We start from the raw sequence: 25,697 nt of genomic DNA on the forward strand, positions 1-25,697 counted from the left end.
ACGTCAACGCCGGGTCAGTTCGCCGGCCAGGAGTTCGGCGATCTGCGCCGCGTTCAGGGCGGCGCCCTTGCGGAGGTTGTCCCCGGTCACGAAGAAGTCGAGCGCGCGGGGGTCGTCCAGGGCACGGCGGAGGCGACCGACCCAGGACGGGTCGGTGCCGACGGCGTCGATCGGCATGGGGAACTCACCGGCCGCCGGTTCGTCGACCAGAATCACGCCGGGTGCGTTGCGCAGCACCTCACCGGCCCCCTCGGCGTCCACCTCGGTGCCGAAGACGGCGTGCACCGCCACCGAGTGCCCGGTGACCACGGGTACCCGGACGCAGGTGGCGGTGACCTTCAGATCAGGCAGGTCGAGGATTTTGCGCGAGTCGTTACGCAGGGTCACCTCTTCGGAGGACCATCCGCCGTCGCTGAGCACCCCGGCCCAGGGCACCACGTTCAGTGCGAGGGGTGCGGGGAAGGGGCCAAGGTCGTCCCCGACCGCCTGCCGGACATCTCCGGGACGGGAGCCGAGCTCCCGGTCTCCAACGATCTTGACGAGCTGGCGGTGCAGGGTGTCCACCCCGGCCTGCCCGACATCGGATGCCGCCTGGTAGGACGAGAGCACCAGCTCCCGCAGGCCGTACTCGCGGTGCAGTGGCGCCACCGCGACGATCATGGCGGTGGTCGTGCAGGTCGCGTTGGCGACGATGCCCCTCGGCCGGTTCCGGACCTGCTCCGGGTTGATCTCGGGGACCACCAACGGAACATCGTGTTCGGCACGAAACACGGCGGTGTTGTCCACCACGACGGCGCCCCGGTCGACCGCGGTCGGCGCCCACTGGGCCGAGACCGCGTCCGGAACGTCGAATATCGCCACGTCAACGCCGTCGAAGACCTCCGGGGTGAGCGCCTGAACGGTCAGCTCCTCGCCCCGGCAACACACCGGCTGCCCGACCGACCGGGGAGAGGCGACGAGTCGGATCTCGCCCCAGACGTTCCGCCGGCCGGTGAGCAACTCACACAGGATGGCGCCAACCGCGCCCGTCGCCCCGACCACAGCCAGGGTGGGCTGCGACGCCATGGGCTACCGCCCCGTCCCCGCGTACACAACCGCCTCGGTGTCACCACCGAGCTCGAAGGCGTCGTGGATGGCGCGCACGGCGTTGTCCAGGTCGGTGTCGCGACACACCACCGAGACCCGGATCTCCGACGTGGAGATCATCTCGATGTTCACGCCGGCCTGGCCGAGGGCGGCGAAGAAGCCGGCCGCCACGCCCGGGTGGGAACGCATTCCGGCACCGATCAGCGAGACCTTGCCGACGTGGTCGTCGTAGAGCAGCCCCTTGAACTTGACGCTGTCCTGGATCTTGCTGAGCGCGGCCATGGCGGTGGGGCCGTCGGTCTTGGGCAGGGTGAACGAGATATCCGTCCGGCCGGTGCCCTCGGTGGAGACGTTCTGCACGATCATGTCTATGTTGATCTCCGCACCGGCGACGGTGTCGAAGATCCGCGCGGCCGCACCCGGCTCGTCGGGCACCCCGACGATCGTGATCTTGGCTTCGCTGCGGTCGTGGGCGACTCCGGTGATCAACGCCTGTTCCACGGGAAGGTCCTCCATCGATCCGGTGACCATCGTGCCGGTGCTGGTCGAGTATGACGAACGGACGTGGACCGGCAACCCCGCCCGGCGGGCGTACTCCACGGCGCGCAGCGCCAGAATCTTGGCGCCGCAGGCGGCGAGCTCCAGCATCTCCTCGTAGGTGATCTGTCGGATGTGCCGGGCGTCCGGCACGATCCGCGGATCGGCGCTGAAGACGCCGTCAACGTCGCTGTAAATCTCGCACACATCGGCGTTGAGCGCGGCGGCGAGAGCCACGGCGGTGGTATCCGAGCCACCCCGCCCCAGAGTGGTGACGTCCTTGGTGTCCTGCGACACGCCCTGGAAGCCGGCGACGATGACCACCGCGCCCTCGTCCAGGGCACCCTTGAGCCGCCCCGGCGTGACGTCGATGATCCGGGCCCGACCGTGCACCGAGGTGGTGATGACCCCGGCCTGCGAGCCGGTGAACGACCGCGCCTCGTACCCCAGGTTGTGGATCGCCATCGCGAGCAGTGCCATCGAGATGCGCTCCCCGGCGGTGAGCAGCATGTCCAGCTCCCGACCGGGCGGCAGCGGACTAACCTGGTTGGCGAGATCGGTCAACTCGTCGGTGGTGTCGCCCATGGCGGAGACCACCACCACCACGTCGTCGCCGGCCTTACGGGCGGCGACGATCCGCTCGGCCACCCGCTTGATCCGCTCGGCGTTGTCGACGGAGGATCCGCCGTACTTCTGCACCACGAGTGCCACGACGGCGCACTCCCCTCCCAAGTGACCCTGAGCGTGCCGACGCCGCCGACGGAGCCGGCGGCGTCATGTCAAGACGCCCTCAGGGTATCCGGCGGACCACCCGGCCGCGTCGGGTGATCCCAGCATCCGGCCCCGAGCGCCGGGACGCTCCGGACAGCGGACCGTTACGGGTACCTTTTCCCACATTTAACCGCCGCCAACCGCACCGTCGTACCAGCGAGTTCGACCTTCCCGCTGACCTGTTGCTGGCCACCCGACTGCGACTCCCGTCTCACAGTCCGGGCGATCCTTCCCAGATCCACTTCCCGCCACGTAGGGTGACGCTGTCATGTGGCAGCCGTTGCTTCTCCTTGGTCGCCGCGGCGAGGCCTGACGGCCGGCACCTCGCCGCGGGGTCGAACCGCGCCGCCCGCTCCGACCCATTCTTCGGCGCCTCGCCGACCTCGACTGCTGATGTCACATGACCACGGAGGCACTCCGCATGGCCCACCCTGCTGCCACCCCCGACGCTGCGACCGACCCCATCGCCCGGCAACGCCCCAGCCGGATGCCGTACCACCGCTACCAGCCCTACCAGCGTCAGTTCCGCACCGACCTCCCCGACCGCAGCTGGCCCACCCGGCAGGTCGAGGCCGCGCCGCGCTGGTGCGCGGTCGACCTGCGAGACGGCAACCAGGCCCTGATCGACCCGATGTCCCCCGAGCGCAAGCGCCGGATGTTCCAGCTCCTGGTGCAGCTCGGCTACAAGGAGATCGAGGTCGGCTTCCCCTCGGCCAGCCAGTCCGACTACGACTTCGTCCGACAGCTCATCGAGCAGGACCTGATCCCCGACGATGTCACCATCCAGGTGCTGACGCAGTGCCGGGAACACCTGATCGACCGCACCTTCACGGCGCTGCGGGGCGCGAAGCGGGCAATCGTGCACTTCTACAACTCGACCTCAACGCTGCAACGCCAGGTCGTCTTCGGGCTGGACCGCGACGGCATCACCGACATCGCGACCACCGGCGCCCGGCTCTGCCAGAAGTACGCGGAGATCCACACCCCGGACACCGACATCCACTACGAGTACTCCCCCGAGTCGTACACCGGCACCGAGCTGGACTACGCCGTGGAGGTCTGCGCGAAGGTGATCGAGGTCCTCGACCCGACCCCCGACCACCGGCTGATCCTCAACCTGCCGGCCACTGTCGAGATGGCGATGCCAAACGTCTACGCCGACTCGATCGAGTGGATGCACCGCCACCTGCCCCGACGGGACAGCCTGGTGCTCAGCCTGCACCCGCACAACGACCGCGGCACCGGAGTGGCCGCCGCCGAACTGGGCCTGCTGGCCGGTGCGGACCGGATCGAGGGCTGCCTCTTCGGCAACGGCGAGCGCACCGGCAACGTGGACCTGGTCACCCTGGGCCTGAACCTCTTCTCCCAGGGCATCGATCCTATGATCGACTTCTCGAACATCGACGAGATCAAACGTGCCGTCGAGTACTGCAACCAGCTACCCGTGCACGAGCGTCACCCGTACGCCGGCGACCTGGTCTACACCGCCTTCTCCGGTTCCCACCAGGACGCGATCAACAAGGGGTTCGACGCCCTCGCGGCCTCCGCCGACACCGCCGGCATCCCGGTCGAGCAGCACCCGTGGGCGGTGCCGTACCTGCCGATCGACCCGAAGGACCTGGGTCGCACCTACGAGGCCGTCATCCGGGTCAACTCGCAGTCCGGCAAGGGCGGCGTGGCGTACATCATGAAGACCGAGCACCAACTCGACCTGCCCCGCCGGCTCCAGATCGAGTTCTCCGGCGTGGTCCAGCAGGTCACCGACGACAACGGCGGCGAGGTCGACCCGCAGACCATGTGGGAGATCTTCGCCGGGCAGTACCTGCTCGACCACCAGGTGAACCCCACGGTCACCCTGACCACCTACACGCTCGGCACTGTGGACGGCAAGGTCGAGTTCGAGGCGCGGGTCGGGCACGGCGGCGGGCAACGCGCCGTCAGCGCCATCGGCAACGGACCGGTGGACGCGTACGTCAACGCGCTGCAGTCCCTCGACGTCAACGTACGCGTCCTCGACTACCACGAACACGCCCTCTCCGCCGGCGGCGACGCCCAGGCGGCCGCGTACGTGGAGTGCGCGGTGGACGGCCGTACGGTCTGGGGCGTCGGCGTGGACGCCAACATCGTCACCGCCACCATCAGGGCGGTGACCAGCGCCGTCAACCGCGCCCACTGAGGCACCCAAGGCCCGGCCCGGGTTGGCCTCCACCGAGGTTCACCCGGGACCCAGTCCGGGTTGGCCTCCACCCGAGGTCAACCCGGGGCCCGGCCCGGTTTGACTCCACCCGAGGGCAAACCCGGGCCCGGCCGCCTGCCGGCCGTACCGGCCGACCTCAGTCGGCCGGTACGGCCGGAGCCGTCAAGAAGCCATCCCCTTCTCCGACCCGGTGGCGGCCGGCAGGGACTGGCAGGGCTGCGACGGTGGCGGCGCCCGGCGCGGACGGCGTACGAAGACCACAGCCAGCGCCGCCCCGATCAGCAGCAGCCCGGCGCACCAGGCCAGCGCGCCCCGGTAGGCGGCGGTCAACTCGTCCGGCCGTTCGTACTCGGTGCCGGAGAGGCCGACCAGCAAGGGCAGTGCGGCCACCGCGAGTAGCCCCCCGGCGCGCGAGGCCGCATTGTTGAAGCCACTCGCCACTCCGGCGAAGCGATCCGCGACGGCGGCCAGCACCGAGGCCGTCAACGGCGCCACCACCAGGGCCAGCCCGAACCCGAAGAGAAACACCCCGGGCAGCACGTCCCGCCAGTAGGACGCCTCCGCCCCGACCTCACGGAGCAGGACAAGCCCGACCGCGGACACCACCGGCCCCACGGTCAACGGCAGGCGGGGCCCGATCCGAGTCGCCAGATCACCGGCGAGCGGTGAGCCGACCAGCAGCAGCACGGTCACCGGCAGCAGCGCGACGCCGGTGGCCAGCGCCGACCAGCCGGCCACGTTCTGAAGAAAAACGGCGACGAAGAAGGTGAACCCACTGAGCGCCGCGTAGATCACCACGGTGAAGATGTTCAGCACGGAGAAGATCCGGCTGCTGAACAGCCCGGTCGGCAGCATCGCGGTCTCCCCCCGGCGTCGCTCGACCAGCACGAAGGCCACCGAAGCGAGAACGCCGGCCGCGGCGGCGAGCAACACCGATACCGACGTCGCACCCCGAGCCGGTGCGTCGATCAGCGCGAACGTGATCCCGGCCAGGGCGACCGCCCCCAGCACCGTGCCGAGCACGTCGAACCGCCGCCGGCCCGACCCCTTGGTCCTGGTACGCGAGGCGCTCTCGTCGCGACTCTCCGGCACCCAGCGCAGGGCGGCCAGCAGCACCAACACGGCCAGCGGCACGTTCAGGAAGAAGATCCATCGCCAGGAGAACTGGTCGATCAGCCAGCCGCCGACGAAGGGGCCGAGCGCGGTGGAGACGCCGGAGAAGCCGGCCCAGGCGCCGATCGCCCGCCCCCGGTCGTCCGGGTGGAAGCTGGCCTGTAGGACCGAAAGGGAACCGGGGGTGAGCAGGGCCGCTCCGGCGCCCTGCAGGAGCCGGGCCGCGATGAGCTGCCCGGTGTCCTGGGCCAGCCCACACAGCACCGACGCCGCGGTGAACCACACCACCCCGAGCAGGAAGACCCGCCGTCGGCCGAACCGGTCCCCGAGCGCGCCACCGAGCAGTACGAACGCCGCGAGCATCAGCAGGTAGCCATTGACCGTCCACTGCAGATCCGAGACGGTGGCGTCGAGGTCTGCGCCAAGGCGGGGCAGGGCAACGTTGACCACGGTCCCATCGAGAAAGACCATGCCGGAGGCGAGCACCGCGGCGAGTAGCGTGCCGGCCCCCGCCGGGGTACCCAGCCGAAGGGAGGGTGTAGTCATGGCCCCAAGGTTGCCCCGACTCGATCTCGAAGCGGCTACGAAACGCCGAAACGGCCCGCCGAGATGCTGGGCGAGAGCCCTGGAACCCGCCAAGCTAGAGCGGTGTCGTCTCTGCGTACCAGATCCGGACCGCTACTCGCGACAGTGCTGGCGCTCGGTTTGGCCGGCTGCGTCCCGGCCACCACACCGGAGCCGACGCCCACCAGCGACGGTGGGAGCGCGATGGAGAAGCTGGCCGAGCTGACGGTGGCCAGCGCCGGCTCGATGAAGGGCTACAGCCGCGATCGCTTCCCCCACTGGCGGGGCACCGGCAAGAACTGCGACGTCCGGGACACCGTGCTCGCGCGCGACGGAGAGAGCATCAAGCTCTCCGGCTGCAACGTGGTCGGTGGGCGCTGGGAGAGCGTCTATGACGGCCTGGTCCTCACCGACCCCTCCGAGGTCGATGTTGACCACATGGTCCCGTTGGCGAACGCCTGGCGATCCGGGGCCGACCGGTGGACCGACGCGAAGCGGGGTGACTTCGCCAACGACACCCGGCTGCCGCACCTCTTCGCGGTTTCCCGCACCGCCAACCGGTCGAAGGGTGATCAGGATCCATCCCAGTGGCGACCGGCGAACCGGTCATACTGGTGCCGCTACGCCGAAAGCTGGGTCACGGTGAAACATCACTGGCAGTTGTCGGTAAACACCGACGAGAAGACCGCGCTGGCCGACATGTTGGCGGGCTGCACCGGGGGGAGCCGATCGTGACCAGCACCGGGACTGACCCGACACCGCACCGGCTCCCGGGAGCCGACAACGACGTGACCGGTGGTTCCGCCCCGGGCAGCGCCGGGATGACGGCCGACGGCGCTGCCGGTGCCGCGGTACCCGGCGCGGGGATGAGCGCGGAGACCACCGGCGCCCCGGCGGGCGGCACTCCCGGCTCCGGGATGCGGGCCGACGGCGGGTCCCAGGTCTGCAGCGCGGACATCGTCCCCGGGCCGGGCGGGGTGATGACCGACGAGGTCGGTGTGATCACCGGCGAGCTGACGCTCCGCACCGAGTACCTCGACGGTCAGGTCACCCTGCGAGTGCAGTACCGCGAGGCCGACGAGTGGTATGTCGTGACCGGCGGACGGGTGATGCTGCCCGACCCGGCCGGCCTCGGAGCGGTACACGCGATCGCCGTCGCCCTGCTCCACCGCCCCGACGGCTGAGCCGGGCCGCGGTAACAGCCGGTCCTGGCTGCCCGCGACCCGGCTCCGACGGCTCAGCCGTCGGCGGAATCCGCCTTCGCGGTCGGGGCCGGGATCGATACCGGCTCCGGAACCGCGTCGCCGTCGGACGCCCGGGTGGCTCCCGCCCCGGCGTGGCCCGGACGGAGTTCCCCGCTGGCGATCTGCTCGGCCCAGTGGCAGGCCACCCGGCTGCCGCCGATGTCGCGCAGCACCGGCCGTTCGTCGGCGCAGCGCGTCGGCTGGGCCCACGGACAGCGGGTGTGGAATCGGCAGCCCGCCGGCGGGTTGGCTGGCGAGGGCAGGTCCCCGGCGAGCAGGATCCGCTCCCGGCGGTCCTCCACATCCGGGTCCGGCACCGGCACCGCCGACATGAGCGCCCGGGTGTACGGGTGCAACGGCTCGGTGTAGAGCCGGTCGCTCGGGGCCTCCTCCACCAGAGCGCCGAGGTACATGACGCCGACGATGTCGGAGATGTGCCGGACGACGGCCAGATCGTGCGCGATCACCAGATAGGTGAGACCGAGGCTCTCCTGCAGTTCGTCGAGGAGGTTGACCACCTGCGCCTGGATCGACACGTCCAGGGCGGACACCGGCTCGTCGGCGACGATCAGCTCCGGACCGAGGACCACCGCCCGGGCGATCCCGATCCGCTGCCGCTGCCCGCCGGAGAACTCGTGCGGGTAACGGGACAGCGCCCACCGGGGCAGCCCCACCTTGTCGAGCGCTTCCCCGATGATCGCGCGTCGCTCGTCCCGGTTGCCGCCGATGCCGTGGGTCTGCAAACCCTCGGTGAGGATCGACTCGACATTCTGCCGTGGGTCCAGGCTGGACATCGGATCCTGGAAAATCATCTGCATCCGACGACGCATGGCGCGCAGCCGGGCCGGCGGCAGCGTGGTCAGCTCGACACCGTCGAAGACGACCTCGCCGCCGGTGGGCGCGGTCAGCTGGAGCAGCGCCCGGCCGAGCGTCGACTTCCCGCACCCGGACTCGCCCACCAGGCCGTAGGTCTTGCCACGGGGAATCCGCAGGTCGACCCCGTCGACCGCCTTCACGTGGCCGATCGTGCGATCGAAGAGCACCCCCCGCTTGATCGGAAAGTGCACCTTCAGGTCACGGACCTCGACGAGGAACTCGTTGTCAGTCACGGGTCTTCTCCTCGTTGGGCTCCGGGCTCGACGCCCCGGGCTGGTCGGCCGGACCGGCCTGGGCCGGGACGGCGCCGGGCAACGGCACCGGGTCGACACAGCGGTAGGTACGGCCGTCGTGGGTGCGTACCAGCGGCGGCGTCTCGTCGAGGCAGGCGTCCACCCGCCGGGAGCAGCGCGGAGCGAACGCACAGCCCTCCGACCAGGACAGCACGTCGCGTACCGAGCCGGGGATCGGGTTCAGCGGCTCGCCACGTCCACTGTCCAGGCGGGGCACCGAACCGAGCAGACCCGCGGTGTACGGGTGCCGTGGTTCCCGGAAGAGGGGACGTCGACGGGCGGTCTCGACCACCCGACCCGCGTACAGCACGTTGATGCTGTCACACATGCCGGCGACCACCCCCAGATCGTGGGTGATCATGACCAGTGCGGTGCCGGAGTCGTGGACCAACTCCTTGAGCAGCTCCAGGATCTGCGCCTGGATGGTGACGTCCAGCGCGGTGGTCGGCTCGTCGGCGATCAGCAGCCGGGGACGGCAGGCGACCGCCATCGCGATCAACGCCCGTTGCCGCATCCCACCGGAGAGCTGGTGCGGATACTCCTTGAGCCGCCGGTTCGGATCCGGGATGCCGACCCGGTCCAGCAGCCCGGCCGCTTCCCTGCGTGCCGCGCCACCCGTCATTCCCCGGTGACGGGCCAACACCTCGGTCACCTGCAACCCGATCGGGATCACCGGATTCAGCGAGGAGAGCGGATCCTGGAAGATCATCGCTACGTCCCGACCGCGGATGTCCCGCCGGGCGCGGTCGTCGAGTCCGAGCAGGTCGGTTCCGTCGAAGACCGCCTTGCCGCCGATCCGGGTGCCCGGATGCCGAGGCAGCAGACCCATGATCGCCATCGAGGTGACGCTCTTGCCGCAGCCGGACTCACCGACCAGACCGACGACCTCACCGGTGTCGACCGAGAAGGAGACCCCGTCCACCGCGCGCACCGTACGCTGCCCACGCCGGGCGAACGTGACGCTCAGGTCATCCACTTCGAGCAGCGCCATTACCGGCCCTCCGTTCGCACCTGCGGGGCTCGCGAACCCGTTTCTCGGGCTACACACATGGCGGGACCTACTTCCGCAGCTTCGGGTCGAGGGCCTCACGCATCGCCTCACCGAGCAGGGTGAAGCCGAGCGCGGTGATGATGATCGCCACCGCCGGGAAGATCGCCAGTGCGGGTCGAATGCCGAGGTACGGCTGGGCGTCGGCGAGCATGACGCCCCACTCGGGCTGCGCCGTGTCCGGGTTGCCGAGGCCGAGGAACGAGAGCGCGGCGGCCTCGATGATCGCGGTGGCCAGGGTCAGCGTGGCCTGCACGATGACCGGAGCCAGCGAGTTCGGCACGATGTGCGTCAGCGCGATCTTCGGCTTCCGGACGCCCAGTGAGGTGGCCGCGAGCACGTAGTCGCTGTTGGCCTGCGCGATCATCGAGACCCGCAGCAGCCGGGCGAAGACCGGCACCGACACCATGCCGACCGCGATCATGACAGTGCTGAGGCTCGCCCCGAGCAGGGCGGCGATGCTGACCGCGAGCAGGAGGCTGGGCAGCGCCAGCATCATGTCGATGACGCGCATGAGCGCGTTGTCGACCGCGCGCCCCCAGCGGCCCCCCAGACCGGCGGCCGCGCCGGCGATCCCGCCGATCAGGGCGCCCACGGTCAGTCCGATCAGCGTGGCGACCACGCCGACCAGCAGCGTCTGTCGAGCCCCGACGATCATCCGGCTGAAGACGTCCCGGCCCTGGTGGTCGTAGCCGAACCAGTGCTCGGCGGAGGCGCCGGGGATGATGCCCTGCCCCGACTTCACCAGGCCCTCGCGAATCCCGATGGTGTCCTTCGGCTCGTAGGGGACGAAGAACGGGCCGACCAGCGCCACCAGGACGAAGGCCGTCAGAATGACGGCGCCGATGATGGCGGCGGGGTTCCGCCGCAGCCGCCGGAACGCCTCCTGCCAGAGGCTGACCCCCCGCTCGTCGTCCCGGTTCACCAACTCGGCGAGCCGATCCAACCGCTCCCTCTTACCTGTCATCGTCATCGGACCCTCACCCTCGGGTCGATCAGGCTGTAGGAGAGGTCAACCAGGAGGTTCACCAGCACGTACACCACCGATATGATCATGATGAAGCCCAGCAGCACCGGGTAGTCACGATGGTTGATCGCCTCGTAGATGAAGGCCCCGATGCCGGTGAACGCGAAGACGGTCTCGGTCAGCACGGCACCGGAGAGCAGCCCCCCGGTGAGCAGGCCGATCGAGGTGACCACCGGCAACAGCGAGTTGCGCAGCACATGCCGGCCCCGCACGGTCCGCTCGGTCAGCCCCTTCGCCTCGGCGGTCCGGACGAAGTCCTCGTTGAGCACCTCCAACACACTCGCCCGGGTGATCCGGACGATGATCGCCAACGGGATGCTGGCCAGGGCGATCCCCGGCAGCACCAGATGCCAGAGCGCGTCCGCGGCGGCATCCCACTCCCGGGTCATCAGCCCGTCGAGGACGAAGAAGTTCGTGATCCGGGTCGCGTCGAGGGTCGGATCCTGTCGGCCGCTGGACGGGAACCAGCCCAGGTTCTCCGAGAAGATCGCCTTCAGGACGTAGGCCAGGAAGAAGATGGGGACGCAGATCCCGACCAGCGATCCGCCGACCGAGAGATGGTCGAGGAGCTGGCCCCGACGGCGGGCGGCGAGGTAGCCGAGGGGAATGCCGACCCCGATCGCGATCACCAGGGCGGTGATCGTCAACTCGACGGTGCCGGGGAAACGCTCCAGGAACTCTTCGACCACCGGACGCTTGGTCGACGACGAGGTGCCCAGGTCCAGGCGGAGGAGCCGCTGCACGAAGCGGCCGTACTGCACCAGGATCGGCTCGTCGAGACCCATGCTGCGGCGAATCGCCGCGCGCATCTCGGGGGTGCCACGCTCGCCGAGGATGGCGTCCTCGGGGCCACCCGGTAGGCGACGGACCCAGATGAAGAGCAGGAGCGAAAGCCCGAACAGCGTTGGTATCAGCTGGAGCAGGCGTCTGACGATAAACCGGAACACGATGCCTCAGAAGGGTGCGGAGGGGCGCGGGCGGGCGCTGTGCAGCACAGCGCCCGCCCGGTTTCTTGCCTTAGATCAGGACTTGAACTCAGCCTTGGCGAACCGCTCGTCGGTGAGCGGGCTGGCCGTGATACCGGTCACGTCCTTGCCGAACACGATCGCCGGCGGTGAGTGCGACATCGGCACCCCGGGCAGGAAGTCCATGATGGTCTTGTTCAGACCCTTGTACTTCTCCACCCGTTCCACCGAGTCGGCGGTGGAGTCGGCGTCCTGGAACTGCTCGAAGAGGGCCGGGTTGTCGAAGCCCCACTCGTCCTTCTGCCGGTCGAAGAAGGTACCGATGAAGTTGTAGGCGTCGCCGTAGTCGCCGGTCCAGCCGAGGAAGTGCAGGTCGTGCTCGCTACCGGAGGTGGTGGCGTTGATGTAGTCCGGGGTCCACTTCAGCGGGATCGGCTCGACCGTGATGCCAGCCGCCTGGAGGTCCGCCGAGACCAGCTCGAAGAGATCCTTCGGGTTCGGCATGTACGGACGGGTGACCTCGGTCGGGTAGTGGAACCGCAGCGTCAGGTCCGTCGCGTCGGCCTCGGCCAGCAACTGCTTGGCCTTGTCGACGTCGTAGTCGTAGGTGGTGACGTCGCCGTTCCAACCCTCGACCGTGTCCGGGAAGAAGTTCGTCGCGACCTTCGCGCCCGGGGGCAGCTTCGAGTCGACCAGGGCCTGCCGGTTGATCGCGTGGGCGATCGCCTGCCGGACCTTGAGGTCGGCCAGCTTCGGGTTCCCCTCCTGGTTCATGGCCAGGTAGAGGATGTTGAACGCCGGCCGGGTCAGGAGATTGAAGCCCTCGCTCTTCAACGGCTCGACATCAGCCGGCCCGACCAGGTCGTAGCCGTCGATGTCGCCGGAGCTCAGCGCCTGCTTGCGCGCGTTCTCATCCGGGATGGTCCGGAAGATGAGGTTCTTCAGCTTGGCCTTTTCGCCCCAGTAGTCGTCGTTGCGCTCGATGGTGAGCGACTTGTTGGCGATGTCCCAGGACTTGAACTTGAAGGGTCCGGTGCCGGTCGGGTACTTGGTTGCGTACTCGGGGTACTGGACGTCGTCCGCGGTGCCGCCGATGTTGTCCGCGTCGTACTTCTTCAGCGCCGTCGGGCTGTGGATGGAGAACGACGGCAACATCAGGGCGGCCGGGATCTTGCTGGAGACCCGGCTGAAGGTCAGGTCGACCGTGGTGGCGTCCTTGGCGGTGCAGGACTTGAAGAGGCTCTCCGAGAGCCCTTCGTCCTCGTTCTGGGCAAAGCCCTGCATCACGTCCTGCCAGTACGCGGTCACGTCCGGGCTCTGCATCAGGCCCGTGGCGTTGTACCAGCGATTGAAGTTGACGCAGACGGCCTCGGCGTTGAAGTCGGTGCCATCGTGGAACTTCACGCCCGAGCGAAGCTTGAAGGTCCAGGTGGTGCCCGCCTCATCCGGAGTCCAGGACTCAGCCAGACCCGGGCTCACCTTGGTGCCGCCCTCCTCGGGGCGGACCAGGGTCTCAAAGACCTGACGGGCCACCCGCAGCGACTCACCGTCGCTGGCGAAGCTCGGGTCGAGCACCTTCGGGTCAGAGGCGACACCGAAGACAAGGGTGTCGTTGTTACTACCGCCGGAATCCTCGCGGTCGCTCTCGGCGCAGCCGGCTACCGCGAGGGCCGCGACCGCGACGGCCGCGACAGCAGCCTTCGGCCTGGATGCACGCATGGGTGCTTCACCTCGTCCTTGTGGATACGGACAACGCGGTGACCGGGGTCACCGATGGCGGGAACCATAGCCGGCCGGCCAACGGTGCGGAAACTGCTAGGTGGACAGTCGATGTCGGATCGCGACTTTTCCCCACCCAGGCCGAAGGATCGAAGGAAAAAAGAAGAACTTTCCGAATGATCGGTGGCCGTGATGCGAAACTGTTACATCATCCCAGCCCTGGGGGCCTCAGCTGTTAGATCAATACGACCCCCGTTGATGCGTGACCAACAAGGCCCAGACCGTTGGCCCGGGTGCCAGCGGCGCCTGGTTGGCACCCCCGGGGGGCGCCCATGGCCCCCCGAGGGATGCCCGTGGGCCCAGGCCGTTGGCCCCCGGGGTGCCAGCCGGAGCTCAGACCGTCCGGCGCCCCTCGAAGGCACGACCGAGAGTGATCTCGTCGGCGTACTCCAGGTCACCGCCGACCGGCAGGCCACTGGCCAACCGGGTCACGGCGATGCCCATCGGCTTCACCATCAACGCCAGATAGGTGGCGGTCGCCTCACCCTCGGTGTTCGGGTCGGTGGCCAAGATCAGCTCCCGCACCGCGCCACCGCCCAGCCGGGTCAGCAACTCCCGGACGCGCAGATTGTCCGGCCCGATCCCCTCCAGTGGGTTGATCGCGCCACCGAGGACGTGGTAGCGGCCGCGGAACTCACCGGTCCGCTCGATCGCCACCACGTCCTTCGGCTCCTCCACCACGCAGAGCACCTCATCGGTACGGCGTGGATCGCGACAGATCCGACACTGCTCGGACTCGGCCACGTTGTAGCAACTGGTGCAGAAACGCACCAGCTCCTTGACCTTGCGCAACGCGCCGGCCAACCGGTTGATGTCGGCCGGATCCGCGGACAGGACGTGAAAAGCGATCCGCTGGGCGCTCTTCGGGCCAACGCCCGGCAGCCGGCCCAGCTCGTCAATCAGGTCCTGGATGGCGCCCTCGTACATCGTCGGCTCAGAAACCGGGCATGCCGAGGCCGCCCATGCCGCCGGCCACCGGCCCCATCTTCTGGTCGGTCAGCTCCCGGGCCGCCTCGCCGGCGTTCCGCACGGCCGCGACCACCAGATCCTCCAGGGTCTCGACATCCTCCGGATCGACCGCCTTGGGGTCGATGGTGACCGACTTGAGCTCGCCGGTGCCGGCGACGGTCGCGGTGACCAGGCCACCACCCGCGGCACCGGTCAGCTCCGCCTCGGCCAGCTCGGCCTGCGCCTGGGCGATCTGCTGCTGCATCTTCTGCGCCTGCTTCAGCATCTGCTGCATGTTCGGCTGTCCACCTGGGCGCACGAACGACTCCTCACTCATCGACTTGCTACTAACTCTGCTCACTGCTTACTGCTCACTGGCCTTGCTCACGGGTGCTACTCCCCGCCAGCAGCGCCGCCGACCTAACGGGACTCAACCTCGTCGATCCGCTCCGCGCCGAACGCCTCGCGGAGCAGCCGCACCGCCTGCTCCTCACTGGACTGACGGGCGGTCCGCTCATCAATCACCTCGTCCAGCGGCTCGTCCCCCGGATCGAACCCCTCATGCACCACCGCGGAAGCCGTACCACCACGCGGCGCACCGTCGTAGTCCGGATCGTACGGCGGCTCGCCGGCCCAGTCCGGCTCCGCTATCCGTCGCGACGGAGCGGAGGAGCGCTGCGACCGCCCCCCGCCGGCAGCCGCCGCCCGGGCAGCGGCGATCGCACTACTCGCCGGGGAACCGCTCGTCACGGACGGCCGGGATGCGGCCGCAGGCGCCGCCGCACCCGCGCCGGAGACCCGGCCACCACCGGCAGCCGACCCCGCCGACCCTGCTGCTGACGGAGCCGGTCCCGCTGCTGGTCCTGCTGACGGAGCCGTGGCGGCCGCCCCTGGCCCCCCTGGACGGGCGGTCGCAGGCCACTCCTCGGCCGCGCTGCCGACCGGCTCGGGCGGGGCAGCAGCCCCGCCGGGGCGCGCCGGCTCTGGCCACTCCTGCTCCTCGGCGGAACCAGCGGGGCGCCGGGCCGCACCATCAGCCGCCCCGCCGCCGGCCGTCCCGCCGCCGGCCGACGAGCGGGTCGGAGCGGCTGGAGCCGGCTCCGGCCGAGCCGGCGCGGCCGCAGGCCGGGCCGGGCTGCCGGCGCGGGCCCCAGCAGCGGGTCCGCCGACCCGCTCACCGGCCACCTCGCACCTGATCTGCCAGCGCTCGCCCAACTCCTCGTGGAGGGACTCGATAAGCAGATCCGGCTCGTTGGCGAGCGCCTGGGCGTGAAACGGATACCGGAAGGCCAGCACGAGGGTCTGACCGTCGACCTCGTGGACCGTCGCCTCCCGCGCCCAGGCAGCGGCCTTCTTGCTCTTGCGACCCACCAGGCCGACCACCTCCGACCAGCGCCGCCGTACCGCGGCCGCGTCGAGGGTGCCCGGGCCGGTCGTACCCGGCCGGGGCGGCTCGGGCGTGGCCGGGTCGGGCATGACCGCCGGCCGGGGGGAGGTACGGCGAGCATCGTCGGACGCGGCCGGACCAGCCGGGCCCGCCGTGCTCGCGGACGTCGCGGTAGCCGCCGGGCGAGGCGGGGAGTCGGCTGCCGGCGCGGAAGACGGGCCGGCAGCCGGCGCGGAAGGCGTACCAACTGCCGGGGCAGGGGCCGCCGGCACGGGAGACGAGCCAGTAGTCGGCGGGGCAGGGGCAGCCAGCGTGGCGGAAGTCGGCGCGGGGGCAGCGGCCGGTGGGGCACCGGCACCGGCGGCCGTGAGTCGACGCTCCAGAGTTTCGAGGCGTTGCAGGAGGCCAACGGTCGAGTCATCGGCACCGGGCAACAGCAGCCGGGCGCAGATCAGCTCCAGCAGCAGCCGGGGGGCGGTGGCACCCCGCATCTCGACCAGGCCGTCGTGCACGATGTCGGCGCACCGGGACAGGGTGCCCGGCCCAAGCCGCTGCGCCTGGGCGGTCATCCGCTCGATCTGGTCAGCCGGGCCATCCACCAGGCCCTTCGGCGCGGCGTCCGGCACCCGCTGGAGGATGATCAGGTCACGCAGGCGCTCCAGCAGGTCAGCGGCGAACCGACGCGGGTCGTGGCCGGCGCCGACGATCCGGTCAACGGTGGCGTACGCCGCCGCACCGTCCCCCGCGGCGAGCGCGTCGCACATCTCGTCGATCAGCGCCGAGTCGGTGACACCGAGCAGCGCGGCGGCCCGGGCGTAGGTGACGCCCTCCGGGCCGGCCCCGGCGATGAGCTGGTCGAGCACCGAGAGACTGTCCCGGGCGCTGCCGCCACCGGCGCGCACGACGAGGGGGAAGACCGCCGGCTCAACCTGGACCCCCTCGGCCTGGCAGAGCTGTTCCAGGTAGGGCCGGAGCACCTTCGGCGGGATCAGCCGGAACGGGTAGTGGTGGGTCCGCGACTTGATCGTGCCGAGGACCTTCTCCGGCTCGGTGGTGGCGAAGATGAACTTGACGTACTCCGGGGGCTCCTCGACCAGCTTGAGCAGCGCGTTGAAGCCGGCCGACGAGACCATGTGCGCCTCGTCGATGACGTAGATCTTGAAGCGGCTCTGCGCGGGCGCGAAGAACGCCTTCTCGCGCAGCTCCCGCGCGTCGTCAACACCGCCGTGACTGGCCGCGTCGATCTCGATGACATCGATCGAACCGGCACCATCGGTAGCCAACGCCCGACAGGAGGCGCAGGTCCCACAGGGCTCCGGGGTCGGGCCATGCTCGCAGTTCAGCGACCGGGCCAGGATGCGGGCACTGGAGGTCTTGCCACAGCCACGCGGCCCAGAGAAGAGGTACGCGTGATTGAGCCGCCCGCTGCGCAGCGCCTGCGACAACGGCTCGGTGACGTGCTCCTGCCCGATAACCTCGGCGAAGGTACGTGGCCGGTACTTGCGGTAGAGCGCCAGCGCCACAGCGTCCCGCCTCCTCTCGACCGAGCCATTCTGCGCCGGTCCGGCCCGGGTGACCACCCGCCCCGCTGGCCCCGGGGCAAGGAAGGAGCCGGATTGACGCCCGCTTAACAGAAGGAGCCCTTGCTGACAAGGCAGCTCAGCGGCAGGCGCCGACGGCGGCACCGAAAGGCCCCCCGTGCACCCGCCAGAGCCCGCTTATCCTTGCTGCCTTCCGGCCCTGGGGAGGTTCACGAGATGCACGCCGCACGGGGGGTGCAGACAGCCTACCCGACCGAGTGTCGATCATCGGGGGGTGGTGGGGTGGGGACCCCCGACCGGACCTGTATCCTGTTCGGCGGAGGATTCGCCTAGAGGCCTAGGGCGCACGCTTGGAAAGCGTGTTGGGTTTACACCCTCACGAGTTCGAATCTCGTATCCTCCGCTCGCGGTGAGCGCGTAAAAGCGCAGGTCAGGCCCCGGTTCACGCCGGGGCCTGACGATCTTAGGGGACAGGTAGGGGAGATCACTTAGCGGACCCGCCGCCGCTCCCCACCCGACAGACGGTCCAAAACCCCGGTCACATATCCCTTCGCGTAGCCCTTGCGCCGCGCCTCCTCCAGTCGGCGGCGAACTGTTCGCGAAGGTGCACCTCCAGCAGGCGCCGCTGATCGACGACCACTGTGCGCCCCACGGATCGATCGGGGAACTCGGAGGCCAGCCCAGCAAGACGGTTCATCACGTCGATGGCGTCCCAGCAGTGTCGGACCTCGCCCGGAGCCACGCGTTCTCCTGCCGGAGGCGCCGGTTTTCCTGCTGGTACAGGCGTTCGCGCTTGCTGGTCATTGCGCGCTGGTAGCGGCGGTGGCGGCGTGTGCCGCGCGGGCAACCAGTGGCATGGCGGGGCGACGGTGGGGGTGGGAGGGGGAGGGGTAGTTCACGCTGTCGAAGACCTCCGGTGAGTGCCGGCCAGGGACACGATAGTCGAACACACGTACGAACAGATGGGAAGCCCTCTCGTGGGTGTGTCGATGGATGACCGCCGAGATAGGGCGGCGATGGTGCGCGAACCGAGGGCCACGACCCCCGCACGGAGGCACCCGTCACCGATGCTCGTGATCACTTATCAGCCCGAACGAGTTTAGTAGCGTATCCATAGTCGACAAGTGACATCGACGAATGATTTTTGGACGTCCGTTGACGTTTTGAATGTCCGCTACTTCATAGCGGACAGCTCGAACCTGTTCGGAACCATCCCCGTGCTCGAACGAGCCTTGGCGGGGTTTGACGACACGCAGGCCCGCGACAAGTCCCCGTATCTGTCGTGGCTGGCCGACGCCTACCTCGACGCCAACGAGGTCGAGCAAGTGTGCGCAACGGCCTCAGTCGTGGCCCGGCTCGCCGCTGGCGTGGGCTCAATCCGGCCAGGACAACGACTACATGAGATCCTCGGCCGCCTAGAGCCACACGCCGCGCTGCCCTGCGTCACCGAGTTGCGCTCGCTGGCTTCCGAGATGCCTACGCATCATCGACCGTCCTCGACACCCAATTCAGGTAGCCGGTAGCCCCCACCACCACTGGCACCGCTGTCACCTGCGGGTTTGTCCATGGGTGCGCCTGATGTATACACGCCTCCAAGTCGGATTAGCGGTCCAGGGTGGTATACAGCAGCACCTGCCACTCCTCACCCACACCTTGCTCCCCAAGGTGCCAGAACACCGATGTCACCGGCCCGACAATCTGGGCACCAGCCGCGAGGCGTTGGCTTACGGCCTGTTGGGCGAGTTCCACCGCGACATCTCGGGACGGCGCGGCCGTCGATACCTGCACGCAGTCGCTCACCTGGCACACCCTAGCCACAAGGTGTCCGCGGACAGCACGGACAACTCTTCCCTCAACTGCGACTGCGCAATGCGGAAAGGGTGGAAACGGCGACAACGTAGCCGGGCAACAGTGCGGGGTCAGTGCGTCCCCCTGACATCCCTTTGGGAGGCAGCGCATGCGCACGTGGTTGTCCAAGTTAGGTTTCGCGGTCCCACGGCGTTCCCGCCGGCCCGCACGGCTGGACGCGACCGGTCCCGCCACGCTGTATTCGGCGCGGGCCGGCGCCTACCGCCCACTGTGCGACCAACCGACGGTGATCCTCGACAGCCGGCCGTTGCTGACCCCGCTGGCCCGGCAGCGGGCCTACCGCCGGTGATGGCCACCCACGCCCGGCCGCCCTCCGGCAGCCTGTCTACGGTCCAGCTACGCAACCGGATGATCCTGCCCGCCCGGCGAATCATCACCGAACACTGGCCGCGAGTGGACCGGTGCCCGATCTGCCGGTCCGCATGGCCGTGCCCGCCCACCGAAACCGCCTACGACTACCTCGCCACGCTCGGGCAGGGCGGTTGGGCGCCACCCGAACCCCGGGGCCGGCGGTGAAGCCCGCCGCCGCCCGCTCTCATTTGTCAACTGGAAGGGGCTGTCCTGTCGTGCGTGTCCGTCCTGGCGCCGTAATCCGCCACCACCGCCGCTACCCCAACGGATCCGGAAAGAGAGTCCACCAAGCCCTCCCCCATCCGGGCCCCCTGTGGTGGCTGAACAGGGGCCGCTGGTGAGCGAGGCTGGTGTCGGTTTCCCTGGTCACGGGCAGGTGTGGTGCGGGCACGCAGATAGCTTAAGATCATCTTGGTGAATACAGAACCTATCAGCATCGACAGCGTAGCCGGCCCGATTGTCGTGACGACCAACGCCTTCCGGGCCCACCCTGTCGTCACCGTTAGCGGAGTGCCAGCCCCCCGGACCGGCGGGCACCAGTACGCGCTGCCGGCAGCGGGCGGTGGTGCGGTTGAAGCCACTGTACGCAGCGCGTTCGCCGACCCCTACCCGACTGTGGAGGTCAACGGTGTACGGCATCGGACCGGGCCCTCGGTACCGGCTGTCCTGCGAGTCATGACCCTGCTGCCGATCCTCCTGATGGTCGCTGTCGGTGGCGCCCTCGGTGGACTGATCGGAGCGCTGGGCTTTGTGGTGAACGTGGGTGCTGTCACCCGCATCCAGACCCCGACCGCCATTAAGGCATTGATCATGGTTGGCGTCAGTGCCGTCGCGTTCGTCCTCTGGTTCGCCGTCGCCGTCGTGGTTACTGCAGCATTCGGCCTTGATTAGTTGGGTCTCGCCTCGGCAACACCGAGCCCGACCACCCTGCCTCGCACCCGGACGAGGGCGTAGTAGCCGGCCGTCGCCAGCGCCACCACCCCGGCAGTGAGGGCGGTGGACGAGTCGGCGTCGAGGACGATGCCCGCCGTCGAGGCCAGGCGAGCAGCGCGCCGACAGCCGCGGGGGCCGCGGTGTGGATGAGCGAGATCAGGTAGTCGTGGGTCATTCCTCTCCGGGTGTGCGGGGTGGGCCTGACGCCACGGCGGTCTCATGTCTCGTTCAGGCATGTTTTTCGGGTTCATGTCTTGGTGGGGTTGGTGTCGGTTTAGCTCGGGGTGGTTGCTGCCGCCTGCCTGGTAGCCGAGGAACACCACCGCGGCCCCGCCCTCCGGGGTCGGTGGTTCTCGTCCGTGACGGGGAAGGACGCCAACACCGCGATGAACTATCAGCGCCACGAACACAAACCGGACCGACCAGGTGCACGCCGGGCGAGGTCACGACGGCGGGCCGTCGGACTGGCCGGGATGACCAGCCTGGCCCTCACCACCAGCCTCGGCGTTGGCGGCGCGCCGGCTATCGGCGCCGTCGAACGCGCTGTCACCGCCGCCGATGACCGGCTGGGAAGACCTATCCACGCCTCCACCGACAACAAGGATCACGAGGGCAAGGGTGGGAAGGACAAAGGCAAGGGCACACCGGTTCGGTGTGGCGCCGATGCGCTGATCGCGGCGATCACCCTCGCCAACGCCCGCGGGGGTGCTGTCCTCGACCTCGCCGAGGACTGCACCTACACACTCACGGGCGACATCGACGACGGTGCGGGCTTGCCCGCAATCACTACCCCGATCACTCTCAACGGCGGCAAACACACCACCATCACACGCGCCGCTGCCGCCGACGAGTTCAGAATCCTCACCGTCGACGCCGGCGGAGACCTCACCCTCAACCACCTGACAATCACCGGCGGACAGTCCACCGGCAGCGGCGGGGGAATCCTGGTCAACACCGGTGGAGCACTGACCGCCAAATACAGCACCATCACCCGTAATATCGCCAACATCAACGGCGGCGGCATTTCCAACAACGGAATCACCGCCATAAAACACTCCACCATCAGCCGGAACACCGCTGGAAACAACAGTGGAGGCGTCCGCAACACTGGCCAACTCACCATCAGCGATGCTCACGTCGACGCCAACGCAGCCGTCGATTTTGGGGGTATAGCAAACCTCAGCGGTAGCTCGATCCGAATCGGGGGAAGCACGCTTACCGGTAACACCGCAAGGCAGAGTAGCGGAGCCATCCTCGTCGGCTTCGGGGCGATTGGAGAGATAATTGATACTCGCATCACGAGGAACACCGCCAGTGAGGTGGGCGCTGTCGCAGGTGGCGGACAGCTCACTCTGAAGCGCGTTACCCTCGCGAACAATACGGCAACAACTTTGACAGCAGGCGGGCTGATTGTCGGACCGGTGGGCACGGTTGTCGTCGAGGACAGTCGCATCAAGGACAACAGCGCCGGCACTGACGGTGGCGGGGTCTTCAACCAGGGTGTCCTCACCATGCGGCGGACCACGGCCACCGGCAACCAGGCCGGAGACCAGGGTGGTGGCATCTTCAACCCGGCCACCGGCACGCTCACTCTTTCCGACACGAAGGTGGTCAAGAACATCGCCATTACCGACGGTGGTGGCATCTTCAACGAGGTGGGCGGCACGGTCGAGCTGAACACCGCTACCGGCACCGTCGTGGCAAAGAACCGGCCGAACAACTGCGTCAATGTCACCGGCTGCCCGGACTGACCCCGTCGTTCGGGCACCACGAGGGGCCTCGCCCCCTATCGTCTACGGGCGGCAGGGGGGCGGGGCCCTTCCTGGTTTGGGTCGGGGGATGCGGTTGTGGAGCTGCTCCAGGCGGCCGGCGCTGACATGGCCGTTGCCCAGTAGCACGCGGCCGAGGTACGCGAGGGGCTGGAGAGGTCCGGCGTCTCAGTCGGGGGCGTTGTAGCCGACGACCGACACCACCAGGGCGATGATGGAGACCAGCGCGGCCGGTGAGGGCAGCGGCCACCGGGCGCGCTCCAGGGCGCGTAGGCGTGCTTCATGGTCCTCGCCCTGCCGAGCAAGGCCCTTCACGTCGCCAGCCACGATCTGGAAGTTCGTGTTCAGCGCGACCAGCTGGTCGTAGTTCTCCTTCAAGCCGATCTCCATGCCGGACGGTCGGCCAGACTCCACCCGGCCGGCAACCCCTGGCGGTCCTCGCGGAACAGACCCAACTCGCCGGATGAGCGGCGTTCGACGCCGGTCGACACTCTGATGCCAACAGGCTGTATCGCACCAGCCTCGCTGCCGCCCGAGACGCAGACAACAGGCGCTCACCGGCAACACGCTCGCGTTAGCGCACCGGAAGCATGCGGTGAAACCAGCCGACGCCACCATCCGCCGCTGGTGGCGTGACCTGAACGAACGCCAGCAGGTCGACGGACCGTTGCCCAGAACTGCCGGTTGCGGCTCATCAGGACTTGGGGATCTTCTGTTGCCCGCATCGGTTAGGCGATCTCCATGCTGTAGACGAGCGGATAGTGGTCGGAAAAGGCGGTGGTGGTGACCGCGCACCAGCGCCATGGCCGACTGCTGAACACGTAGTCGATCTTGCTTCCGTATTTGGTCGTTGGGCGGCCGCCACCTGTCTGGCGCGTCTGGTCGCACTCGCGATACTTTGGATATGGGTTGCCACCCTTGGCGTCCCAGACCCAACCACGGTCCGGGTCGTTCTCGTCGTCTATTGGATAGACGTGATCCGGCGGGAGAAGGTTGAAGTCGCCGCCGAAGGCTACGTTGCCGTAGTCGTCAACAACCTTTTTGATCTCGCCGAGCTGGTCGTCGGCGTACTCCCAGGTGGCGTCCCGGGTGTCGCTGCCTCGCGGAGACAGGTGAACGTTGCAGAGCCGGATGTTGTTGAAATAGATGGCGGTCGCGCAGTGGAATGGAGGCTCCGCCGACGAGGAGACCGCGCTGGCGAGGTTCGGGCCAACATCCGGATCATTGGTCGGGTGGCTGAGGAAGTGGCAGGGGCCCCGCACGAGTCGTCCTTCGTGAAGCACCGTGGCCTGTTGTACGCGGTCGCGTACCGAACGCTCGGCAGCGCCAAGGAAGCCGAGGACGTGGTGCAGGAGACCTGGCTGCGGTGGAGTCGGGTCGATCCGGCCACCGTCGTGGACTCCGAGGCGTTCCTGGTTCGGGTGACCATCCGGCTGGCGATCGACGAGCTACGTAGCGCCCGGGTACGACGGGAGGCGTACGTCGGCCCGTGGCTGCCGGAACCCGTCCTCACTCGACCGGACATCGCCGACGACGTGGCCCTCGCCGATTCCGTCTCCACCGCACTACTGCTCGTTCTGGAGGCGCTGTCCCCACTGGAACGTGCGGTGTTTGTGTTGAGGGAGGCCTTCGGCTACCCGTACGCCGAGATCGCGCGGTTTCTGGGACGCGGCGAGCCGGCGGTACGCCAGCTTGCGCACCGGGCCCGGAAGGCGGTGGAGAACCGCCACCGCCGCTATGACAGCGACCCGGCGACCCGGCAGCAGGTGACCGAGCGCTTCCTGGCCGCCTGTTCCGGTGGTGACATCGCCGCGCTGATCGTCGTGCTGGCCCCGGACGTGACGATGGTCAGCGACGGCGGCGGCCTCACGGGCGCGCCACGCAGGCCGATTCACGGTTCGGACCGCGTGGCCCGCGCCATCGTCGTGCTCTCCCGGCAGCAGCCGGTCGGGTCGACGGTCGGGGTGCTACCCGTCAACGGTGGCCCCGGTGTGGTGGTCCGCTGCGACGGAGAGACCGTGCTCGTGATGACCCTGCACCTGGTGAGGGGCCTGGTCCAGACCATCCACGTGGTCAGTAGCCCGCAGAAGCTGACCGGGACAACCGAGTGACCCAGCTCACTCGTGGCCGCGTCACAACTCGGGTCACCGTCTCGTCCGGGAACGACTGACCAACGTCCCTGTCCCGCACCGGAGGCAACGATGTTCGCAACGTATCTTGTCGTGACCCTGCTCGCCTCGGCCCTCACCGGTTCGGCCGCCGTCGCCAACCTGATCGGGCACGAGTATCCGAAGAGGGAGGCGGACCGCAACCGGGTTCCCCGGTCGTGGGTACGGCCCCTGGGGGTGCTCCTCGGCGCTGGTGCGCTCGGCCTGCTGGCCGGGTTCGTCGTGCCGGTCCTGGGCACCCTCGCGGCGGCCGGTCTGGTCCTGTACTTCCTCGGTGCGCTGGGCGCACACGTGCGGGCCGGCAATTTCCGGCTCGGCGCCTGGGCGCTCTTCTTCGTGGTCGCTCTCGCCGCGCTCACCGTCAGCCTCGCCTATCACCGGTGAAACCCATGGATAGCTGGCGCCGCTGCGCGTAGAACTGGCTACATGACCGACGCCGTGGGACCGGGACCGCAGTACGACGCGTTCGCCGACGAGTTCTTGGAGCACGCCCGCGAGGGCCTCTACAACGCTCACTACGACCGGCCGACCTGTCTGCGGCTGCTCGGTGCGGTCGCTGGGCGCACGGTGCTGGATGCGGCCTGTGGTCCCGGGCTCTACGCCGAGGAGTTGGCCGCCCGGGGTGCCCGGGTGATCGGGTTGGACCAGAGTCCGCGCATGGTCCAGTTGTGTCGAGAGCGTGTCCCCGCCGGCGTCTTCCACGTACATGATCTTGCTGACCGGCTGCACTGGCTGCCGGATGCCTCGGTTGACCTGGTCTTGTTCGCGCTCGGGCTGGAGTATGTCGATGACCGGACCTCGACGCTGCGGGAGTTGCGGCGGGTGTTGCGGCCGGACGGCGCGCTCGTGCTGTCCCGGCTACACCCCACCGGTGACTGGCTTCGGCACGGTGGCAGCTACTTCGACGTGCGCGTTATCGAAGAGACCTGGAGCCGGGGCTGGCAGGTGCGCTATTGGCTGGCCCCGCTGGAACGGACCTGCGAAGAGCTACATGAGGCGGGCTTTCTGATCGAGCGGCTGTTGGAGCCACGACCGACCGCCGAGGCGGCGCTGATCGATCGAGAACGCTACGAACGGCTGTTGCGGGAGCCGATCGGGTTCCTCGCGATCCGGGCGCTGCCAGCCCCGGGGCGGTAGCGTCCCAGCCGGCGTTACCGCCCGCTGGGACGCACGGCGACGCCTTACCCCACAAGACACTTTTGAGCGGTTTGGGCATATTCTTCGCATTCAT

At 68.8% G+C, this 25,697-nt stretch carries 23 protein-coding genes, 1 tRNA gene, 1 other RNA gene and 5 pseudogenes; 13 read left to right on the forward strand and 17 right to left on the reverse strand.

All coding sequences use genetic code 11. From position 1 onward, the window contains the following. Nucleotides 1-3 precede the first annotated feature (3 nt). Entirely contained in the window at nucleotides 4-1,065 is a 1,062-nt protein-coding gene (locus SALPAC3_RS0112945; RefSeq protein WP_018221655.1) for an aspartate-semialdehyde dehydrogenase, read from the reverse strand. Nucleotides 1,066-1,068: 3 nt separating this feature from the next. Then, a complete protein-coding gene (locus SALPAC3_RS0112950; protein ID WP_018221656.1) occupies nucleotides 1,069-2,334 on the reverse strand; it encodes an aspartate kinase in 1,266 nt (421 codons plus the stop codon). 460 nt (nucleotides 2,335-2,794) lie between these two features. On the opposite strand from SALPAC3_RS0112950, the gene leuA reads away from it, so the two are divergent. Beyond that, entirely contained in the window at nucleotides 2,795-4,570 is a 1,776-nt protein-coding gene (leuA, locus tag SALPAC3_RS0112955) for a 2-isopropylmalate synthase (protein WP_018221657.1), read from the forward strand. A 183-nt stretch (nucleotides 4,571-4,753) separates the two neighbouring features. On the opposite strand, the gene SALPAC3_RS0112960 is transcribed toward leuA, so the two are convergent. Next, on the reverse strand, nucleotides 4,754-6,250 hold the full coding sequence (locus SALPAC3_RS0112960; protein ID WP_018221658.1) for an MFS transporter: 1,497 nt from the start codon (nucleotides 6,248-6,250) through the stop codon (nucleotides 4,754-4,756). Nucleotides 6,251-6,394: 144 nt separating this feature from the next. On the opposite strand from SALPAC3_RS0112960, the gene SALPAC3_RS0112965 reads away from it, so the two are divergent. Together SALPAC3_RS0112965 and SALPAC3_RS0112970 are read left to right on the forward strand one after the other, a co-directional pair. Beyond that, entirely contained in the window at nucleotides 6,395-7,003 is a 609-nt protein-coding gene (locus SALPAC3_RS0112965; RefSeq protein ID WP_018221659.1) for an HNH endonuclease family protein, read from the forward strand. After that, complete coding sequence (locus tag SALPAC3_RS0112970) at nucleotides 7,000-7,452, forward strand: hypothetical protein (protein WP_018221660.1); 453 nt, start codon at nucleotides 7,000-7,002, stop codon at nucleotides 7,450-7,452. The genes SALPAC3_RS0112965 and SALPAC3_RS0112970 overlap by 4 nt, the downstream gene beginning before the upstream one ends. 53 nt (nucleotides 7,453-7,505) lie before the next feature. Here the strand turns inward: SALPAC3_RS0112970 and SALPAC3_RS0112975 are convergent, their stop codons facing one another. The 9 genes from SALPAC3_RS0112975 to ffs all read right to left on the reverse strand — a co-directional run bounded on the left by SALPAC3_RS0112975 (nucleotide 7,506) and on the right by ffs (nucleotide 17,613). Beyond that, nucleotides 7,506-8,621, reverse strand: a complete 1,116-nt coding sequence (locus SALPAC3_RS0112975) for an ABC transporter ATP-binding protein (RefSeq protein WP_018221661.1) — start codon at nucleotides 8,619-8,621, stop codon at nucleotides 7,506-7,508. Then, nucleotides 8,614-9,672, reverse strand: coding sequence for an ABC transporter ATP-binding protein (locus SALPAC3_RS0112980; RefSeq protein WP_018221662.1), 1,059 nt, complete (start codon nucleotides 9,670-9,672; stop codon nucleotides 8,614-8,616). The genes SALPAC3_RS0112975 and SALPAC3_RS0112980 overlap by 8 nt, the downstream gene beginning before the upstream one ends. A gap of 67 nt (nucleotides 9,673-9,739) precedes the next feature. Further along, nucleotides 9,740-10,702, reverse strand: coding sequence for an ABC transporter permease (locus SALPAC3_RS0112985; RefSeq protein ID WP_026185519.1), 963 nt, complete (start codon nucleotides 10,700-10,702; stop codon nucleotides 9,740-9,742). Next, a complete protein-coding gene (locus SALPAC3_RS0112990) occupies nucleotides 10,699-11,703 on the reverse strand; it encodes an ABC transporter permease (protein WP_018221664.1) in 1,005 nt (334 codons plus the stop codon). The genes SALPAC3_RS0112985 and SALPAC3_RS0112990 overlap by 4 nt, the downstream gene beginning before the upstream one ends. A gap of 75 nt (nucleotides 11,704-11,778) precedes the next feature. Beyond that, nucleotides 11,779-13,440, reverse strand: coding sequence for an ABC transporter substrate-binding protein (locus SALPAC3_RS0112995; RefSeq protein WP_018221665.1), 1,662 nt, complete (start codon nucleotides 13,438-13,440; stop codon nucleotides 11,779-11,781). A gap of 393 nt (nucleotides 13,441-13,833) precedes the next feature. Continuing rightward, on the reverse strand, nucleotides 13,834-14,427 hold the full coding sequence (recR, locus tag SALPAC3_RS0113000) for a recombination mediator RecR (RefSeq protein WP_018221666.1): 594 nt from the start codon (nucleotides 14,425-14,427) through the stop codon (nucleotides 13,834-13,836). A 7-nt stretch (nucleotides 14,428-14,434) separates the two neighbouring features. Further along, entirely contained in the window at nucleotides 14,435-14,743 is a 309-nt protein-coding gene (locus SALPAC3_RS0113005; RefSeq protein WP_018221667.1) for a YbaB/EbfC family nucleoid-associated protein, read from the reverse strand. Between the two features lie 125 nt (nucleotides 14,744-14,868). After that, nucleotides 14,869-17,358, reverse strand: coding sequence for a DNA polymerase III subunit gamma and tau (locus tag SALPAC3_RS0113010; protein WP_018221668.1), 2,490 nt, complete (start codon nucleotides 17,356-17,358; stop codon nucleotides 14,869-14,871). 164 nt (nucleotides 17,359-17,522) lie between these two features. Beyond that, nucleotides 17,523-17,613: signal recognition particle sRNA small type (ffs, locus tag SALPAC3_RS27130), an RNA gene on the reverse strand. 81 nt (nucleotides 17,614-17,694) lie between these two features. On the opposite strand from ffs, the gene SALPAC3_RS0113015 reads away from it, so the two are divergent. Beyond that, a tRNA-Ser gene (locus SALPAC3_RS0113015) sits at nucleotides 17,695-17,779 on the forward strand. Between the two features lie 85 nt (nucleotides 17,780-17,864). Here SALPAC3_RS0113015 and SALPAC3_RS28755 read toward each other — a convergent pair. Then, nucleotides 17,865-18,233 (reverse strand): annotated as a pseudogene (locus SALPAC3_RS28755) (hypothetical protein). A 354-nt stretch (nucleotides 18,234-18,587) separates the two neighbouring features. On the opposite strand from SALPAC3_RS28755, the pseudogene SALPAC3_RS27135 reads away from it, so the two are divergent. Further along, nucleotides 18,588-18,899 (forward strand): annotated as a pseudogene (locus SALPAC3_RS27135) (helix-turn-helix domain-containing protein); the annotation flags it as partial. Here SALPAC3_RS27135 and cutA read toward each other — a convergent pair. Continuing rightward, nucleotides 18,853-19,185 (reverse strand): annotated as a pseudogene (cutA, locus tag SALPAC3_RS25775) (divalent-cation tolerance protein CutA). The pseudogenes SALPAC3_RS27135 and cutA sit on opposite strands and share 47 nt — an antisense overlap. 148 nt (nucleotides 19,186-19,333) lie before the next feature. On the opposite strand from cutA, the gene SALPAC3_RS0113030 reads away from it, so the two are divergent. From SALPAC3_RS0113030 to SALPAC3_RS0113040, 3 genes are all read left to right on the forward strand, one after another. Further along, nucleotides 19,334-19,534: a hypothetical protein gene (locus SALPAC3_RS0113030; RefSeq protein ID WP_018221671.1), complete on the forward strand. Its 201-nt coding sequence runs from the start codon at nucleotides 19,334-19,336 to the stop codon at nucleotides 19,532-19,534. After that, on the forward strand, nucleotides 19,534-19,761 hold the full coding sequence (locus SALPAC3_RS28760; RefSeq protein ID WP_018221672.1) for a hypothetical protein: 228 nt from the start codon (nucleotides 19,534-19,536) through the stop codon (nucleotides 19,759-19,761). The genes SALPAC3_RS0113030 and SALPAC3_RS28760 overlap by 1 nt, the downstream gene beginning before the upstream one ends. A 249-nt stretch (nucleotides 19,762-20,010) precedes the next feature. Beyond that, nucleotides 20,011-20,487 carry a hypothetical protein gene (locus SALPAC3_RS0113040; protein WP_026185521.1) on the forward strand — a complete coding sequence of 159 codons (477 nt, stop codon included), beginning with the start codon at nucleotides 20,011-20,013 and terminating at the stop codon, nucleotides 20,485-20,487. On the opposite strand, the pseudogene SALPAC3_RS27140 reads toward SALPAC3_RS0113040, so the two are convergent. Continuing rightward, nucleotides 20,484-20,704 (reverse strand): annotated as a pseudogene (locus tag SALPAC3_RS27140) (hypothetical protein). The gene SALPAC3_RS0113040 and the pseudogene SALPAC3_RS27140 sit on opposite strands and share 4 nt — an antisense overlap. 184 nt (nucleotides 20,705-20,888) lie before the next feature. On the opposite strand from SALPAC3_RS27140, the gene SALPAC3_RS0113050 reads away from it, so the two are divergent. Next, nucleotides 20,889-22,280: an autotransporter outer membrane beta-barrel domain-containing protein gene (locus tag SALPAC3_RS0113050; RefSeq protein WP_026185522.1), complete on the forward strand. Its 1,392-nt coding sequence runs from the start codon at nucleotides 20,889-20,891 to the stop codon at nucleotides 22,278-22,280. 186 nt (nucleotides 22,281-22,466) lie between these two features. Here the strand turns inward: SALPAC3_RS0113050 and SALPAC3_RS0113055 are convergent, their stop codons facing one another. Beyond that, on the reverse strand, nucleotides 22,467-22,688 hold the full coding sequence (locus tag SALPAC3_RS0113055) for a hypothetical protein (protein ID WP_018221675.1): 222 nt from the start codon (nucleotides 22,686-22,688) through the stop codon (nucleotides 22,467-22,469). Between the two features lie 26 nt (nucleotides 22,689-22,714). On the opposite strand from SALPAC3_RS0113055, the pseudogene SALPAC3_RS28765 reads away from it, so the two are divergent. After that, nucleotides 22,715-22,914 (forward strand): annotated as a pseudogene (locus SALPAC3_RS28765) (helix-turn-helix domain-containing protein); the annotation flags it as partial. Between the two features lie 112 nt (nucleotides 22,915-23,026). On the opposite strand, the gene SALPAC3_RS25780 reads toward SALPAC3_RS28765, so the two are convergent. Then, complete coding sequence (locus tag SALPAC3_RS25780; RefSeq protein ID WP_018221676.1) at nucleotides 23,027-23,560, reverse strand: hypothetical protein; 534 nt, start codon at nucleotides 23,558-23,560, stop codon at nucleotides 23,027-23,029. Between SALPAC3_RS25780 and SALPAC3_RS0113065 the strand changes: the two genes are divergently transcribed. From SALPAC3_RS0113065 to SALPAC3_RS0113075, 3 genes are all read left to right on the forward strand, one after another. Next, on the forward strand, nucleotides 23,531-24,409 hold the full coding sequence (locus tag SALPAC3_RS0113065) for an RNA polymerase sigma-70 factor (protein ID WP_050563695.1): 879 nt from the start codon (nucleotides 23,531-23,533) through the stop codon (nucleotides 24,407-24,409). The two genes, SALPAC3_RS25780 and SALPAC3_RS0113065, sit on opposite strands and share 30 nt — an antisense overlap. Before the next feature lie 90 nt (nucleotides 24,410-24,499). Beyond that, a complete protein-coding gene (locus tag SALPAC3_RS0113070) occupies nucleotides 24,500-24,850 on the forward strand; it encodes a DoxX family protein (protein ID WP_018221678.1) in 351 nt (116 codons plus the stop codon). Between the two features lie 42 nt (nucleotides 24,851-24,892). Further along, nucleotides 24,893-25,603 carry a class I SAM-dependent methyltransferase gene (locus tag SALPAC3_RS0113075; RefSeq protein WP_018221679.1) on the forward strand — a complete coding sequence of 237 codons (711 nt, stop codon included), beginning with the start codon at nucleotides 24,893-24,895 and terminating at the stop codon, nucleotides 25,601-25,603. The last annotated feature ends 94 nt before the right edge of the window (nucleotides 25,604-25,697 follow it).

Source organism: Salinispora pacifica DSM 45544, assembly GCF_000378845.1.
In the GTDB taxonomy this organism is placed as follows: domain Bacteria; phylum Actinomycetota; class Actinomycetes; order Mycobacteriales; family Micromonosporaceae; genus Micromonospora; species Micromonospora pacifica.

Coding starts and splice junctions, on each gene's coding strand:
- SALPAC3_RS0112945 (WP_018221655.1), bottom strand. CDS start 1,065: ATGGCGTCGCAGCCCACCCTGGCTGTGGTCGGGGCGACGGGCGCGGTT.
- leuA (WP_018221657.1), top strand. CDS start 2,795: ATGACCACGGAGGCACTCCGCATGGCCCACCCTGCTGCCACCCCCGAC.
- SALPAC3_RS0112960 (WP_018221658.1), bottom strand. CDS start 6,250: ATGACTACACCCTCCCTTCGGCTGGGTACCCCGGCGGGGGCCGGCACG.
- SALPAC3_RS0112980 (WP_018221662.1), bottom strand. CDS start 9,672: ATGGCGCTGCTCGAAGTGGATGACCTGAGCGTCACGTTCGCCCGGCGT.
- SALPAC3_RS0112985 (WP_026185519.1), bottom strand. CDS start 10,702: ATGACGATGACAGGTAAGAGGGAGCGGTTGGATCGGCTCGCCGAGTTG.
- SALPAC3_RS0112995 (WP_018221665.1), bottom strand. CDS start 13,440: ATGCGTGCATCCAGGCCGAAGGCTGCTGTCGCGGCCGTCGCGGTCGCG.
- recR (WP_018221666.1), bottom strand. CDS start 14,427: ATGTACGAGGGCGCCATCCAGGACCTGATTGACGAGCTGGGCCGGCTG.
- SALPAC3_RS0113005 (WP_018221667.1), bottom strand. CDS start 14,743: ATGCAGCAGATGCTGAAGCAGGCGCAGAAGATGCAGCAGCAGATCGCC.
- SALPAC3_RS0113030 (WP_018221671.1), top strand. CDS start 19,334: ATGCGCACGTGGTTGTCCAAGTTAGGTTTCGCGGTCCCACGGCGTTCC.
- SALPAC3_RS28760 (WP_018221672.1), top strand. CDS start 19,534: ATGGCCACCCACGCCCGGCCGCCCTCCGGCAGCCTGTCTACGGTCCAG.
- SALPAC3_RS0113055 (WP_018221675.1), bottom strand. CDS start 22,688: ATGGAGATCGGCTTGAAGGAGAACTACGACCAGCTGGTCGCGCTGAAC.
- SALPAC3_RS0113070 (WP_018221678.1), top strand. CDS start 24,500: ATGTTCGCAACGTATCTTGTCGTGACCCTGCTCGCCTCGGCCCTCACC.
- SALPAC3_RS0113075 (WP_018221679.1), top strand. CDS start 24,893: ATGACCGACGCCGTGGGACCGGGACCGCAGTACGACGCGTTCGCCGAC.